Origin of the sequence: Synechococcus sp. Nb3U1, from assembly GCF_021533835.1 — a bacterium.
Lineage (GTDB): Bacteria > Cyanobacteriota > Cyanobacteriia > Thermostichales > Thermostichaceae > Thermostichus.
Genome location: NZ_JAKFYQ010000001.1, coordinates 25,990 through 42,080, shown reverse-complemented (window position 1 = coordinate 42,080; position 16,091 = coordinate 25,990). Strand labels below are relative to the sequence as shown.

Genomic DNA, 16,091 nt, shown 5'->3' with positions numbered 1-16,091 from the left:
TCCATTACTTGAACTGATGCCTAAACTAAGCTTTGTCGGGGGTGGCCCGTAAGCATTTTTTCGGTTCGGATGCATGGGTATCAACGGGGGTGGCCATGTACCAAGGACTGAAAATACCTCTAGCACCCTGGGAGGGGGAGAACGGCTGCTCACATTCCTGCTTGAACATGGCTCCGCTCTAGCCCAAACTTTGGCCAAGGCTCTATTGACCATCCCCAAATGCAACCTCAACAGGTCACATGAGAGGGAGCATACAACCGGGAAGAAGCACCCTTATGGAAAAAACCAGGGGTGAGTTGCCCCCTCCACTCATATCCACCACATCGCGCGTGTTCGCGTCTTCTGGGTATTGAGTTAAGACTGTTTCCATTTGGGGATCTGGCCCAACATCTGACCCGCTGCTCGCCCTGCCACCGGCGAGGTTGAAGCCTAGCGAGTTTTGCAGCAGCAAGAGCCAGCAATGGCAAGATTATAGCGCTTGTGGGATCCCTAAGCCCATAGCCCCATAGCGCAGGCCCGTTAGAAGGCGGCAGCAAGGGGGCCGGGATCCGGCCAATCCAACCCTACGCAATACTCAACTCATGCTCCTGGAGCAACAAGCGCAACCGTTCCACCACAACTAGCTCCCAGGTAGGTAACCCCAATTTTTGGGCCATTTGGGCCAGATAGGTGGGCCGTAAGTAGGCGCCATCATTGCGGCAACTGCCCCGATAGAAGAGGCGAGCGGATCCATCCGAGACTTGGCCTTGAAACTCCAGATGATAAAGCAAAGCACGGACATTGATCGGGTAGGGTTTGCCGGATTTGGAGAGTTTCTCGATCCAAATTTCTGGAGCATCCAGGATCTGATTCACCCAGGCTGACCACTTGGGATCCGCAGCCTCAGTCCTGACGGTGAGTTGATATTCCGCGGCATAGACCGCTTCGGTAGCCGAAGGATCCCGCCGGTCGATCTCCCGGATGGACTGGATGGGAATTTCAGCGGGCAGTTGTTCCAGCAGGCGAGTATGCAGTTCTTCTGGGGTGAAGGGCAGCCGTTCTCCAAAGAGGTAGCGGGGCAGTAGTTCCAGATCCAAAATTTCGCCGGATCCCACCTGGCCGATGGGCAGAGCATTGGCATTGGACAGGCGCGGCATAGGGTGATACCCTCCGCTAAAGGCTAAAGGCAAGCCGGCTCGCCGACAGGCCCGTTCCCAAAGGCGCATCAAGTCTAGGTGGCCCAGCCAGCGCAGATCCCCAGTTTTGCCGTAGGTGATGCGAAAGCGTTGGGCTGCCTGTTCAGGTTCGAGCGGATCGTTGGTGGGTTGCGGTTGGCTTTGGATGGGGGGAATAGGGGCAGGGGGAATGACGATGTTGTGTCCAAACCCAGGGCCACAGATGCCACAGGCGGAACAGCCCTCGAAGGAGCAGTCTTCGACGGTCATGGCTTCTAAGGCACGATGGTAGTCTTTCTGCAGCCATTTTTTCTCAATGCCGGTATCCACATGATCCCAAGGGAGGGAATCCTCCAGGTCAAACTCATGAATGGGCAGATGGGCATTGGGCAGGGCTGGGTCTACCGTGGGATCCGTTTCTTCCCCTCGATAGGCACTCACCCAGGCAGTGTAGGCCGCGTCAATGTTTTCCCACCAGGCATCCATACCGGCCCCGGCCCGCCAAGCTCGCTCGATCATCTGCCCCAGAGAGCGATCCCCTTTACCGATGAGATCCTCCAAGATGCTGAAGCGAATATCCGTAAAGTGGGCTTTCACCCCCCGCAACGGGCGCAGCTCTTTCTTAAGCAGGGCCTGTTTACGCTGGATATCGACATAGTCAACCCGATGCCACTGGAAGGGGGTGTGGGGTTTGGGGGTGAAGTTGGAAATTGTCAGGGTCAATTGCACCCTTGCCCGCCCAACAGCAGCACATTCCCGTTGCAGCATCTGTACCGTACGGGCAATACCGATGACATCGGCATCGGTTTCCCCCGGCAGCCCGATCATAAAATAGAGCTTAATTTTGTCCCAGCCCTCTTGAGCAGCGGTGCGAATACCTCGAACCAGATCTGCATCTGTGAGTCCCTTGTTGATGATGTCCCGCAGGCGCTGGGTACCGGCTTCTGGGGCAAAGGTGAGGCCGGAACGCCGGGATCCCTTCATAATGGCGGCAATTTGCTCATCGAAGCGATCTACCCGCTGGCTGGGTAGGGAAAGGGCGATATGTTCCTTGAGGAGGCGATTGTGCAGCTCGGCCCCTACCGCCGGCAGAGAAAGGTAATCGGAGCAACTGAGGGAAGACAGAGCAAACTCGTTGTAGCCGGTTTTTTGTAAGCCCTGCACCACCGCTTCCACCAGTTGTTCGGGTTCCACATCCCGGGCTGGACGAGTCAGCATCCCCGGTTGGCAAAAGCGACAGCCACGAGTACAGCCCCGCCGTACCTCCATCACCAGTCGGTCATGCACGGTTTCCACAAAGGGCACCAATCCAACGGAATACTGGGGTTGCGGAACTGCTACCCGCCGCCGGATCCGGGTTGGCACCCCTGCGACAACAGGCTTGGGCGGGATCCCTTCGTAAAATTGCGGTACATACACCCCCGGCACCTGGGCCAGATCCAACAACACCTCCTGGCGGGACTTGGGTAGAGATTGCGCCAGCACCGCGCCGATCTCCGGCAACACTTCTTCGCCATCCCCAAAGACGAAGAAATCAAAAAAGTCTGCAAAGGGTTCTGGGTTGGAGGTCGCTGTCGGCCCACCGGCAAAAATCAACGGGCAGGCTTGCACCGATAGGGACTGGCGTTCCGACCATTTGAGGGGGATCCCGGCCAGATCCAGCATCTCCAGAATGTTGGTGCCCCCCAGCTCGTAGGCAAGGCTGAAGCCGATGAGGTGAAACTCCCGCAAGGGGCGGCGGGATTCCACGGCAAACAATGGGATCTCCAACTGCCGCATGCGGGCGATCAGATCTGGCCCCGGCAGGTAAGTCCGGTCACACAGTTGGTTCGATTGGGCATTGAGGATGTTGTAGAGAATGATGTGGCCAAGATTGGAGGATCCCACCTCGTACAGTTCCGGGTAGCTCAGAACCCAACGCACCTGTGCCGAATCCCAAGCCCGATGAGCGGCACCAAATTCTTTGCCCAAGTAGCGGGCCGGCCGCTGAATGTCGGGGGTGAGCAGGTGGTCAAGATCGATGGGATTGAGGCGGGTGGAGGCAAGAGAGGGCATTCGGGATCCCAGGAAAAATCAAAACAGATCTTGCTCCGACTCTAACCTCTTCGACTGCAGAAGTTAAGTTGCATTTGGGCGGATCCCTTCCAAGGTAATAATCTCCTGAATAATAGAGCGGACGATCGGGGCAGCAGTGGTAGACCCAAAGGCATCTTCCCCACGAGGCTCGTCGAGCACCGCCAAAATCACATAGTCGGGGCGAATGGCCGGGAAATATCCCACAAAGCTGGTGATGCGTTTGCCTGGCAAATACCCTCCCCGCACCCCGGCTTTTTGGGCAGTACCAGTTTTGCCACCAATTTCATAGCCTTCGATCTTGGCGGATTGCCCGGTGCCAAAATCCACCACATCCCGCATCTGGGTGCGCACACTCAAGGTGGCCTGTTCCGAGAGAACCCGCACCGGTTGCGGTTGGGCGGATCCCCACACCAGCGTATCGGTATCTTTCTCCACCAACCCACGAACCACATGCGGCTGCACCTTCCACCCGCCATTGGCAATGATGCAATGCAAGCTGGCCAATTGCAGAGGCGTAAGGGCAAAGCCTTGGCCGAAAGCCGTAGTCGCTCGTTCCACCGGCACCGTGACAAATTGCCGCAGCGGTTTTAACCGGCTGGCGGGCTCAAAGGGCAGATCCACCCCACTGCGCTCATTGAGCCCCAACCTGACCAAGGCATTGTAGTACTGGCGGGGATCCAGCCTGCGCATCAAATGCACCATACCGACATTGCTGGATTGTCTGAGAATATCGGTAACGCTCATCCAGCCATGAGCCCCCCGCTGGTGGTAGTCGTAGTTTTGGATCGGCCATTGACCGATCAGGATCCGGCCCTCGTCGTACACCCGTTCATCCGCGGAGAAAGCCCCGGCATCCAGTCCGATGGCGATGTTGATTGGTTTGAAGGTGGATCCCGGCTCGTACAGATCCGTCACCGCCCAGTTGCGAAACAGGCCCGGATCGAACTCAAAATAGCGGTTGGGGTCGTAGGTGGGTTCGCTCACCAAAGCCAAAATTTCCCCCGTTCGCGGCTGCAGGATGATCACCGTACCCCGCAGCGCTTGAAATCGTTGCAATTGAGTTTTCAGGGCAGCGCGGGCGGCCCGTTGTAGGCGCATATCCAGGGTCAGTTGCAGCACCGTCTCCCGGGATTGCAGCAAGCCCTCCGGCACTTCCGCCGCCAACAGTTGCCCATAGCCATCGCGGGGAATGGTGACCGGCTGTACAGTGCGCTCCATCAACCCCTGTTGGGCATATTCCAATCCGGCTTGACCTTGATGATCCAGATCTACATAGCCCACCACCTCGGCAGCCATTTCTTTTTGTGGGTAAATGCGTTGCCGCTCGCTCACCAACTCCAGCCCATCCAGGTACAAAGCCTGGATTTGATCCGCCACCTCCTGCGATACCCAGCGCTCCACCCGCACAGCACGATTGGTGCTCGATAGCTGTTCTGTCAGTTGCTCCACCGGACGACGCAACACGGGAGCGAGAGCAGCAGCAATATCCTGTGGGGTGCGTCTGCCAAACAGACGAGGATGGGCCCAAAGAGTATAGACTGGGCGATCAACCGCCAACAGTTCCGCCTGCTGCTTGGCAATGGAGTGGCGATCCAGAATGGAGCGACGGGGAATGAAGGGTCGCAGTTGGGCCCGTTGTTGAGCCTGGGCCCGCTCTTGCAACATCGGTGCCTGCTGGTGTTGCAGGTAGATCAAGCGTGCCCCCGTCAGAAACAGGGCGATCACCAACACCAGGCCGATCGTCCAGGTACGGAAGTTCAGTTGTTGAGCCGTCGGGATCCGATTGCCTAGGATCCACCCTAGCCATAGCCCCAGTTGCTCCAGAAGGTGCTGCCCATCTTCGGTGCGGCGGCGGCGGGGGATCCTGGCCGGCCCCGCCTTCCCGGATAAAGACCGCTGGCCAGAACTCAGGGCAGGCTGACGCGAACGCGAAGCGCGTTTCAAGGCCACCCGAGATAACTCACCCCTAGACCTGCCCTCGAGCATGATTTCCCCACCAGCACCCACCGCTAGTGTAGGCTGGAACTCCTGTGGCAGGGATCCCGATCTGTTCTAGATCGAGAACAGTCGGTGTTTGGGCCATTGAATGAAAAGGGGCTATGTCCATCTGATAAAGCCCACAGCTAGCGCAAGAAGCTGGTCACCAACCACATCACCCCAAAGGTGATCCCCACCAACAGTGCTCCGGGAGCATCTCCGCCCGTGAGGGGGATGGCAATGCCATAGGCCAGCAACAACCCCAAACTCAAGCCCGCCAAGGCCAAGAGAAAGGAGCGAATAAAGCGCCGCTCTTTGCGGTAGAGAAGATAAATGCAGGCCATCAACCCCAGGGCCAACTGCAGAGAGGGATACTCATCAGGGGCCAAGACCACCCAACCGACCAATCCCCCCAAAATGGCAGCAGGCAGGAGGGCATCGGTGGTAGAAGGTGTATCCAACCAGCGGCTGACCCAGCGCGGAGTTTTGCTAGCGGGTGGGGGCACACTCAGCTCCGGCTCAGGAGTAGCAGCCCGTTGTTCGGCATAGCGAATCCGATCGGGAACGGCAATTTTCCCCTCTTTGCGCAGGCGCAGCCGCTGCATCAGGATAGCATCGTAGGCTTGTTCCACCCGCTCCTGTTGTTGTTCATCCGCACTCAAGTTGGCCAGCAATTGCTCCCGCGCCGACTGAATCTCCTCGAAGGAGGCTTCTTCGCTGATTCCCAACACTTGATACGGACTCATCTCAGCCATGACGACCAGCCCTGTAACTCTCCAATACCTTAACCAAACCCAGCCCACAAGGCACTAGGCCTCCGGCCCGCTGGCGCGAAAGGAACCGACCAACACTGGCTGAGTTCTCAACTCCCCAAGGGATCCGGATCCCGACCCAGAAAGGAGTAGCCCCCGCAAACAACGGGCCACATACTCCACGGCAGCCGCAGTGGTGGCCTTGCCAAGACTCAGGCGAATGGCTCCCAGGGCCTCTGCTTCCGAGTAGCCCATCGCTAGAAGAATGCGGCTGGGGATCAACTGCCCACTGCTACAGGCGGATCCAGCACTGATGCCGATGCCTTGGCGACTCATGGCTGTAACCAACACATTGCCCGGGATCCGGTCGATACAGTAGCTGAGGTGATGGGGCAGGCGTTGCTGCTGATCCTGCGGCCCCGTCGGGATTAATCCGGGCACTCCCTGCAATGCCTGACCCAATTGACGTTGCAAACTGCGCAACCGTTCTGTCTCGGCCGCCAACTCTTCAGCCGCCAACGCTGCCGCCACCCCCAAGCCGACAATCCCTGGGATCCCTTGGGTGCCGGAACGCAGCCGCCGTTCTTGCCCTCCCCCCCGTAGCAAAGGCCGTAATTCCACCCCCGGTCGCAGGTACAGGGCCCCGACTCCCTGTGGCCCGTAGAGCTTATGGCCAGACAGGGAGAGCATATCTATAGGCAGTTCCGAAAGATCCAACGGGATCCGCCCCACCGTCTGCACGCAGTCGCTGTGAAAGAGCACGCCTGCCTCCCGGCAAAGGCGACCCAGCTCAGCAATCGGTTGTAGGGATCCCACCTCGTTTTGCCCGTGCAGGATCGAGACCAAAACAGTATTGGACTGCAAGGCACTTTTTAACTGCTCGGGATCTACCACTCCAAAGTGGTTCACGGGCAATCGGGTTACCTGCCACCCTTGAGCCTGCAACTGACGGGCGGCATTTTCCACCGAGGAATGTTCAATACTGGAAACAATCAGGTGTTGGGGTGTCCTGTGGCCCTGGGCTACCCCAAATAGGGCGAGATTATTCGACTCAGTGCCCCCAGAGGTGAACAACAACGACTCCGGCTCACAATTGAGCAGATCCGCCACCTGTTGTCGTGCTCGTTCCATGGCCATCGTCGCCCGCTCTCCCCAGCCGTGCAAACTGGAGGGATTGCCCCAACTCTCCCGCATAGCCACCTGCATGGCCTCGATCACTTCGGGCCGGGGCGGGGTGGTAGCGCTGTGGTCAAAATAAAGGGCGGGATCCAGATGCAACATGAACACTACAGAGGGTAGAAGACTAGACCCCCTCATCTTAGTGCGCCCCTTTGCTGGTTAAAGGAAGGGTTCGCCGCCCTGCCCAGTGTTTTTAGCAAATCGCATCAGGAGACATGACCCCTTCAGTGCCTCCAGACATGACGAAGGCAACTTGCTTGCTACAGCTTTTTCCGCCTTTACGCAGATCCTTGAGTTAGACAAAAAACCCTATGGGGCAAGGGAGTGATCTGAATCTGCCCTGTCAGATAACGCTGGAAAAGGCTGTAAGTTCGCTGTGAGTTTTACACTCCTTGCCGCAACCGTTCCAGCACCCCCCGATCCTCTAGGGTGGAGGTATCGCCACTAATGCCGGATCCCGAGGCCAAATCCCGCAACAGACGCCGCATGATCTTGCCAGAACGGGTCTTGGGCAAAGCCTCGGTGAAGCAAATTTCACTGGGTCTGGCAATCGCCCCAATTTCCGTGACGACGTGTTGCATCAGCTCCTGGCGCAGGGGCTCGCTGCCCTCTTGGCCCTCCGATAAAATCACAAAGGCCACAATCGCTTCGCCCTTGATCTCATCCGGGCGACCGACCACAGCCGCCTCCGCTACGGCAGGATGAGACACCAAAGCCGATTCCAGTTCCATTGTCCCGAGGCGGTGGCCCGCCACACTGATCACATCGTCCACCCGGCCCATTACCCAGAAGTAACCCTCTTCATCCCGGTGGGCTCCATCCCCGGCAAAGTAAAGGTATTGCCCATCTTTGGGGGGAATCTTCTCCCAGTAGCTGGCTCGAAACCGCTGGGGATCTTTGTAGACGGTGCGCATCATCCCTGGCCAGGGTTGGCGAATCACCAGATAACCCCCTTCTGGGGCCGGATCCCCCTCCAAATCCACTACATCCGCTTGAATGCCCGGAAAAGGACGGGTAGCGGATCCCGGTTTGGTAGCAGTGACCCCCGGCAAAGGGGAAATCATAATGCCGCCGGTTTCGGTTTGCCACCAGGTATCCACAATCGGGCAGCGTTCATGGCCAATGACGCGGTGGTACCACATCCAGGCTTCTGGGTTGATCGGCTCGCCGACGGTGCCCAGCAGACGTAAAGAGGAGAGATCATGCTGGCGGGGCAGGGCCTCCCCACTTTTCATGAAGGCCCGAATCGCTGTGGGAGCGGTGTAGAAAATGGAAATTCCGTGCCGGGCGATCAGATCCCAAAAACAATCGGGTTTACTAGGGCGGGGGGCCCCTTCATACATAAACACCGTTGCCCCGTTGGAAAGAGGGCCATAGACAATGTAGCTGTGCCCTGTAATCCAACCGACATCGGCGGTACACCAGTAAATGTCTTCCTCCCGCAAATCGAAGATCCACTGGCAGGTGAGGTGGGTGTAGAGGTTGTAGCCGCCGGTGGTATGGACAACACCTTTGGGCTTGCCCGTGGTGCCGGAGGTGTAGAGGATAAACAGCATCGCCTCTGCATCCATCGGTTGGGCAGGACATTCCTCGCTGACAGTGGGGGCCAGTTCATGCCACCAAACATCTCGGCCTGGGGTCATCTCCACCGCTTGCCCGGTGCGCTGCACCACCAGGACTTTTTCGACGCTGGGCACCCCTTCGGCTAGGGCCAGATCCACCTGCGGTTTGAGGGGAACGATGGCATCCTTGCGCCAGCCTCCATCGGCAGTAATCACGGCTTTGGCCTCTGCATCCCGCAGCCGTTCCTTGAGGGCCTCGGCACTAAAGCCCCCAAACACCACCGTATGGGCCGCCCCAACCCGGGCACAGGCCAGCATGGCCATCAGGGCTTCCGGGATCATCGGCATGTAAATCCCCACCCGATCCCCCATTTGAATGCCCAGGGCTTTGAGGCCATTGGCTAAGCGACAGACCTCTCGGTGTAGTTGCTCATAGGTGAAGGTGCGAATCTCCCCCGGCTCCCCCTCCCAAATCAGGGCTGTTTTGTGGCGGCGGCCATTTTCCAGATGGCGATCCAGGCAGTTATAGCTGAGGTTGAGTTGCCCGCCCACAAACCACTGGGCTTGCGGCGGATCCCACTGCAAGACCTGCTGCCAGGGTTGGAACCAGTGCAGTTCTTCACGCGCCAACCGTTCCCAAAACCCCAAGGGATCCCGTTCGGCCTCTTGGCAAAGCTGTTGGTAGCGTTCGGGGGGAATGCGGGCCTGCTGAGCAAAGGCAGGAGGGGGCGGGAAAAGGCGTTTCTCCTGCAGGATTGATTCGAGCGTGGGTTGAGACATAGCTACGGGTGAGGAGGGATCCGAATACAGACCCAAGCAAGGGGTAGTGTAAGGGATCCTGTAGGCGGGCTCAATGGGCTGTCAATGGACTGCAAGGATTCTTCGGATGTTGGAAGGGGTGCTCAGGAGGGGAGTGTCAGACCCTGGAATGGTCTCAGGGCAAGCCGGGCAGACGGGCAGCAGCCTGAGCAGTGCTAGAATAGAGTGCCGTTGCCGGAAATGATTGTGCTGGTCGTCATCGACAATTACGACAGCTTCACCTACAACCTGGTGCAGTATCTGGGGGAGTTGGGAGCCGATTTACAGGTTTTTCGCAATGATCAGCTCTCGGTGGCCGATTTGCGACAGCTACAGCCAGAGGCCGTGGTCATTTCCCCCGGGCCAGGACGACCGGAAGAGGCGGGGATTTCTTTGGATTTGATCCGAGAGTTAGGGCCAGTCCTACCCATTTTGGGAGTTTGTCTGGGGCACCAGTGTATTGGGCAGGTTTACGGAGGCCGGATTGTGCGTGCGCCCGAATTGATGCACGGCAAAACCTCGCAGATTTACCATCAAGGGGTCGGGGTGTTTGAAGGGTTGAGTCAACCTTTTACGGCCACCCGCTACCACAGTCTTGTGATCGAGCCTTCCACTTGCCCTGCCGAGCTGGAAGTAACCGCCCAAACCGGCGAAGGGATGATCATGGGGGTGCGCCATCGCCGTTATCTCCACATCCAGGGCGTGCAGTTCCACCCCGAAAGCATTTTGACAGGGGAAGGCAAACGATTGTTGAGCAATTTCCTACAGGAGGCCCAAGTCTTCACTGCTCGATCGTCTAAGTCATCCACCCCGTTGCGGGAAACCATTGCTGTTGTTCCGTCAGGGATCCCTTGCCCATGAATCGTCGTCAATTACTGCAAGCCAGTGCGGGACTACTGGGATCGATGGCGGTGGGATTGAAAGTAGGTGCTCAAACCACTCCTGAAGGGGGGGCAACAACACCTGTAGCCATAGAATTCACCTCTGGCCCCAGCTTAGAGGGGCTGCAGCTGACCTGGCTCCACCACAGTTGTGTTCTGTTCGAGGCGGGCGGCACTCGCTTTTTGGTCAATCCCTTTCGCCCGGCTGGCTGTACGGCTGGCTACCCTGCCCCACGAGTCCCTGCGGATCTGGTGTTGCTCAGTAGTCGGCTGTTCGATGAGGGGGCTTTGGATGTGGTGCCCGGCAACCCACGGGTGCTCTTTCAGCCAGGCGACTATCAAGTAGACGGGATCCGGGTCCAGGGGGTGCGTATGCCCCGCGGCCCTCGCTTCGGGGTGAATGTCGGCTGGCGCTGGAGCATGGCCGGGATCGACATCGTCCATTTGGGCGGTGCATCAGCCCCGATCACGCGGGAGCAATCTATTTTGTTGTCTCGGCCCGATCTGTTGTTGGTGCCAGTGGGCGGTGGCCCGAAAAACTACGATCCTGCTGGGGCCAAAGCCGCCATCGAAGCCCTACAACCGAAGTTGGTGATCCCGACGATGTATCGCACTGCAGCTGCCGAGGGGGCGCAGTGTGAGCTGGTGCCTCTAGAGGCATTTTTGGGCTTGTTTCCCGCTGGGGCGGTTCAGCCTGCCGCCAGCAATCCCCTTATCCTGTCCGCCCAGGCTTTGCCTCCCCAGGGAACGGTGATTCTCTCGTTTGGGGAGTAGCAGCCATGCGGCGTAGGTTCTTGGGAATTGGTATCGGCCTGGGATCCCTGCTGGTGGCAGGCTTATTCTACTATGGCCACACCTTATCAGAAGATCCCGAAGCCTTTGCCAAGACGAACCCGCTGCGACTGCAACTGGCCCTTTGGCTGGGCAAGGATGCCCATGTTGTGGATGTGCGGGGCAAAACCGCTCTGTTTTTTGTGGACAGTGGCCTCAACACCCGCCTTTTGCTCAGGCATGGGGTCGACCCCAATCAACTGGACTATGGAGGGGCCAGCCCTTTGCACCAAGCGGCCCGTATGGGCAACTCTGAGGTGACGAAAGTTTTGCTACAGGGGGGAGCAGAGGTGAATGTCCACTTTGGGGGTGGCGGGATCCCGCTACATTTTGCCGCTTGGTCGGGCAATCCAGAGGTGGTGCAGCTGTTGCTGGAGCATGGCTCTGAGATTGATGAGCGAGATGGCTACGGCCTCACCCCCCTGAACATTGCTCAGGATCTCCGCCGTTGGGAAGCCGCGATCCTTCTTTCTCGGTGGCCCCGCTCAGCCTTAACGGAGTGAGGGGATCCCCCCTGCCCATGTCAGAATGGTGGCGACATCATTCTCCATGTTTGTTTACCTCAGGTTCATGCCTTCTGTCAGCACTGCCAAGCCGACTGCCGAAACCGTTGAGCCAGCTTCTTCTTCTCGCTCAGAACTGTTGTCTTGCGCCGTTGACACGCCAGAGCGAACGAAACAGGGGATCCCGACTCCAGAGGGCATGGTGAAGCACTGGTGGGCGCAATGGAAACAAAAGCTGCGACTGGAAACCCAGTTGCTGTTTGTGGCGACACTGGTGGTGTCGCTGGTGGTGAGCAGTTTCACCTTTTGGGCCGTCAGCAATGTACAGCAGGATGCCCAGTTTAACGAAGCGCGTTTTGGTCGAGATCTGGGCTTGCTGCTCGCGGCCAATGTCGCCCCCTTAGTAGCGGAGGATCGCATTGGCGAGGTGGCACAACTTTCCCGGCAGTACTTTGAGAGCACCAGCAGCATCCGCTATCTGCTCTACGCCGACCCGAACGGAGATATTTATTACGGGATCCCGTTTTCCAACCAAGAGGTGAAAACTTCCCTCAGCCTCACCCGTCGCATTCAACTACCGGACAATCGCCCGCCTGCCGAAGGCCAACCGCTGGTGCGCACCCACCTCACCCCTGCCGGGCGGGTCACGGATATTTTTGTCGGCATCTATCAACAGGGACAGTTTTTGGGCACTCTCGGCCTGGGGATTAACCCCAATCCCACCCTGATGCGCTCGACGCAACTGGCCCGAGAGGTCTCTATCGGGGTATTTTTGGCGGTGTGGGTCTTGGCTATTCTCGGCTCTGTGGTCAACGCCCTCACCATCACGCAGCCGATCAAAGAGCTGGTCAAGGGCGTTCAGGAGATCACCAAGGGCAACTTCAAACAGCGCATCGATCTGCCCTTCGGGGGCGAACTGGCCCAGCTGATCGATAGTTTCAATGAAATGGCAGAACGGTTGCAAAGCTACGAAGAACAAAACATCGAAGAGCTGACGGCGGCCAAAGCCAAGCTGGAAACCCTGGTCTCCTCAATTATCGATGCCGCTATTCTTCTCGATGCTGAATTTCGGGTGCTCTTGCTCAACCCGGCGGCCTCACAAATGTTTGGCTGGGAAGGGGATCCCGTTTTGGGGAAAAATCTGTTGGAGCTGTTGCCGGAAGATCTACGGGTACAACTGGCGCGCCCACTGCTGCAAATTGCCCGCGGCGATCAAGAGGCGGAAGAAATTCGCGTTAACCTAGCTGGCCCTACCGCCCGCATTATCCGCGTCATGCTCTCGCCAGTGTCGGATCCCCGGCGGCAGAATCTGAAGGGGATCGTGGTGACGGTGCAAGACATCACCCGCGAGGTAGAGCTGAATGAGGCCAAAGCTCAATTCATCAGTAACATCAGCCACGAGCTGCGCACCCCCCTCTTCAGCATCAAGTCTTTCATCGAGACCCTCTACGAGTACGGTGAGCAGATGGCCCCGGCTGAGCGGCAAGATTATCTGGAAATTGCCAACCGCGAGACGGATCGCCTCACCCGTTTGGTCAACGATGTTCTGGATCTATCCCGCTTGGAATCGGGCAAGCAGTATCGTTTCGAGGGCATCGATATCTCGGCGGTAATCGAGCAAACCCTGCGCACCCATCACCTACAAGCCCGGGACAAAGGGATCCACCTGCGCAAATTTGTGGATCCGGATCTACCGCTGGTGTGGGGCAACTATGACCTGCTTTTGCAAGTGCTGACCAATTTGTTGGGCAATGCCCTCAAGTTCACCCCGCCCGGTGGGCTTGTGAGTTTGCACGCCCATGTGGTCACCCAACCGGATGGATCCCTGCAAGCGGTGCGGGTGGCAGTGGCCGATACTGGCATCGGCATTGCCCCAGAGGATCAAGAGCGCATTTTTGATCGCTTTTTCCGGGTTGAGAATCGCGTGCATACCCTGGAGGGCACCGGCTTGGGGCTGGCCATCGTGCGTAACATTCTCGAAAAGCACCACAGCCGTATTCATCTGGAAAGCAAGCTGGAAGAGGGATCCACCTTCTGGTTCGATCTACATTTGTACGGCTTGGCAGATGGCTTGCCGATGGAGTTCGCTGCCCCTCAGAACGAGACGGATCCCCCCAGTTGCGATTGGCGCGATGTCCCAGAATTAGAGGAACCAACCCAGAGATAAGCCAGCCCTTCCAACTGTTCTCCCGACTAAAATATGGGATAGGGGAAAAGTAGGGGTCTGCTTCCGTCATAACGGATCTACAGCCATCAACTTCTCAGTAGCGGGGGAGATCTGAACCCAGCAAGCTCTCTAGGAGGACAGTCCTTTGGAACCTTTGCTAGCTATTGCCCTTGGTTTGGGCCTAAGTGCCGCCTGCGGTTTTCGCATTTTTGTGCCGCTTTTGGTGATGAGCATGGCCGCCCAGTCTGGGCACCTCACCCTGGCTCCCAATTTGCAGTGGATTGGCTCAGAAGTGGCACTGATGGTTTTTGCCGTGGCTACCTTTTTTGAGGTGTCGGCCTACTATGTACCCTGGGTGGATAATCTACTGGATGTGATGGCCACGCCCGTAGCAGTGATAGCCGGGATCCTGGTGATGTCGGCGGCGCTCGGAGACATTGGCGAAGTGAGCCCGGCGCTGCGCTGGACTTTGGCTGCGATCCTAGGGGGTGGGGCTGCTGGGATCACCCAAGGGACAACTGATGTGCTGCGTTTGGTTTCCACCACAACCACCGGAGGTTTGGGCAATCCGTTGCTGGCAACCACCGAAAATGTCACTTCTCTGGTGCTGGCGGCGGTGGCAGTGCTGGCTCCTTGGCTGGCGGTGTTGTTGATGGGCTTGGTGGTGTACTGGCTGGGTAAACGGGCGGTAAAGCTGTTTTTCGTCAAAAAATCCCGAGATCCCGTGCAACCAGCTCCTCTCCTACCCCGATCTGAGTGGGGATCCCTGTGACCGCTGTTCTAGACTTAAGAAAGTTTGAGTTTCGGATGGTTGCATTCATGCCTCCTCGCTGGCCCCGTAAACCCTCCCGCCAAGACCCCGAGTTTCGCAAGTTGGACGACCGCTACACCTATGCCGCCCATATCGCGGTATTTCTCTGCGTCGGCTCTGGGTTGGTGTTTTTTCAGCAGCTTTACCGGGCGGACTGGCAGTGGTTGGTGCCGATCTTGGGCTGGTGGGCTTTGGGCCTTGGGATCCACAGCCTCTGGATCTTTTTTGTGGCCCGTTACCCAGTCCATCCCGGCTACGTAGAGTTGGCCCCGATAGAGTCTTCAGAAGCCCCGGAAGCGGATCCCTTGGAAGTCGGCTAACCCCCTTTTCTTTTTAGGAGGAAGCACTTTGTCGCCGTTGTCGCTGCAGCAGCAGTGGCGAAAGATCGCTCTCATCGTAGATATCCCCCACCAATTCCTCCAAGACATCCTCCAGCGTAATCAGGCCGGTGGTACCGCCGAATTCATCCACCACAATCCCCAAGTGTTGGCGGGAGCGCAGCATTTCCTTAAGCAACAGGCTAATGCGCTTGGTATCCGGCACAAAAAAGGGCGGTGTCATGGCTTTGGTCACCTCGCTATTGCCTTTTTGATCGAGGTGGCGTAGAGCCTGCTTCAGATGAATGATACCGACGATTTCATCCTTAGACTCTCCCTGCACCGGGATGCGGGAATAGCCCGTCTCTAGGCATAGCTTCACCACATCCTGCAGCGTCTTATCGTGGGAGATTGTCTCCATTTTTACCCTTGGTTTGGCCACATCCCGCGCCTGGATCAAATCCAGAGCCAGGGCCCCCCGAAACAAGCGCCGCTTTTGCCAATCCAGCAGCCCCCGTTGCCCCAACACATCGATCAGAAGCTCCAGATCCTTGAGAGAAGCCGTTGCTGTGAGCGGGGAGAGTTCCAACAGGTTAAAGAGCTTGCTGACAATCCACTCAAAGGCTTGGACAAAGGGGCGCAGCAGCACCGATAGGGTATGCACAGGCCGCACCACCCACCGGAACACCGCCAGCGGATGGCTCACCGCCAAAGATTTGGGTGCCACTTCCCCAAATAGGAGCACCCCAATCGTCGTCGGAACCGTTGCTGCCAAAGCCCCAAACTGGGATCCCAGCAGTTGAATAGAAATCGTCGTGGCCAAGGCGGCAATACCGATATTGACGAAGTTATTCAGCAGCAACAGGGTGGTGATCAGCCGCGAGCGCTGCTGCTGGGCCAAGCGATACAAACCTTGAGGATCCCCTTGTTCCTCGATCAGGGATTCCAGGCGCAGGTTATCCATGGCTGTGATGGCGGTTTCTGCCCCAGAACAGGCCCCGGAGAGGATCAGCAAAAAGGCCAAGAGAAAAGCGTTAACCATACCCCTCCCGGTCGTGCAAAACACAAGGGAGACAGCTTCGG

General features: G+C 57.8%; 12 protein-coding genes. 6 read left to right on the top strand and 6 right to left on the bottom strand.

Translation table 11 applies throughout. The annotated features are described in order from the left end of the window. Positions 1-563 precede the first annotated feature (563 nt). The 5 genes from L1047_RS00180 to acs all read right to left on the bottom strand — a co-directional run bounded on the left by L1047_RS00180 (position 564) and on the right by acs (position 9,480). Entirely contained in the window at positions 564-3,209 is a 2,646-nt protein-coding gene (locus L1047_RS00180) for a TIGR03960 family B12-binding radical SAM protein (RefSeq protein WP_235276551.1), read from the bottom strand. 63 nt (positions 3,210-3,272) lie between these two features. Beyond that, positions 3,273-5,216 (bottom strand): peptidoglycan D,D-transpeptidase FtsI family protein, encoded by a 1,944-nt coding sequence (locus L1047_RS00175; RefSeq protein WP_235276550.1) that lies wholly within the window; start codon positions 5,214-5,216, stop codon positions 3,273-3,275. Positions 5,217-5,353: 137 nt separating this feature from the next. After that, entirely contained in the window at positions 5,354-5,962 is a 609-nt protein-coding gene (locus tag L1047_RS00170; RefSeq protein ID WP_235276549.1) for a CPP1-like family protein, read from the bottom strand. Between the two features lie 54 nt (positions 5,963-6,016). After that, entirely contained in the window at positions 6,017-7,276 is a 1,260-nt protein-coding gene (locus L1047_RS00165; RefSeq protein ID WP_235276548.1) for a cysteine desulfurase family protein, read from the bottom strand. Positions 7,277-7,521: 245 nt separating this feature from the next. Further along, positions 7,522-9,480, bottom strand: coding sequence for an acetate--CoA ligase (gene acs / locus L1047_RS00160; RefSeq protein ID WP_235276547.1), 1,959 nt, complete (start codon positions 9,478-9,480; stop codon positions 7,522-7,524). 225 nt (positions 9,481-9,705) lie between these two features. Between acs and L1047_RS00155 the strand changes: the two genes are divergently transcribed. The 6 genes from L1047_RS00155 (at position 9,706) to L1047_RS00130 (ending at position 15,011) form a co-directional block, all read left to right on the top strand. Beyond that, complete coding sequence (locus L1047_RS00155) at positions 9,706-10,359, top strand: anthranilate synthase component II (RefSeq protein ID WP_328286050.1); 654 nt, start codon at positions 9,706-9,708, stop codon at positions 10,357-10,359. After that, complete coding sequence (locus tag L1047_RS00150) at positions 10,356-11,153, top strand: MBL fold metallo-hydrolase (RefSeq protein ID WP_235276546.1); 798 nt, start codon at positions 10,356-10,358, stop codon at positions 11,151-11,153. Before L1047_RS00155 ends, L1047_RS00150 begins: the two co-directional genes overlap by 4 nt. A gap of 5 nt (positions 11,154-11,158) precedes the next feature. Next, complete coding sequence (locus L1047_RS00145) at positions 11,159-11,713, top strand: ankyrin repeat domain-containing protein (protein WP_235276545.1); 555 nt, start codon at positions 11,159-11,161, stop codon at positions 11,711-11,713. A gap of 199 nt (positions 11,714-11,912) precedes the next feature. After that, the gene (locus tag L1047_RS00140) at positions 11,913-13,880 is read left to right on the top strand and encodes an ATP-binding protein (RefSeq protein ID WP_235278812.1); all 1,968 of its coding nucleotides are present in this window, start codon (positions 11,913-11,915) and stop codon (positions 13,878-13,880) included. Between the two features lie 145 nt (positions 13,881-14,025). After that, on the top strand, positions 14,026-14,652 hold the full coding sequence (locus tag L1047_RS00135) for a DUF4126 domain-containing protein (RefSeq protein ID WP_235276544.1): 627 nt from the start codon (positions 14,026-14,028) through the stop codon (positions 14,650-14,652). A gap of 47 nt (positions 14,653-14,699) precedes the next feature. Further along, the gene (locus L1047_RS00130; protein ID WP_235276543.1) at positions 14,700-15,011 is read left to right on the top strand and encodes a hypothetical protein; all 312 of its coding nucleotides are present in this window, start codon (positions 14,700-14,702) and stop codon (positions 15,009-15,011) included. A gap of 13 nt (positions 15,012-15,024) precedes the next feature. On the opposite strand, the gene L1047_RS00125 is transcribed toward L1047_RS00130, so the two are convergent. After that, positions 15,025-16,050 (bottom strand): hemolysin family protein, encoded by a 1,026-nt coding sequence (locus L1047_RS00125; protein ID WP_235276542.1) that lies wholly within the window; start codon positions 16,048-16,050, stop codon positions 15,025-15,027. Positions 16,051-16,091 lie beyond the last annotated feature (41 nt).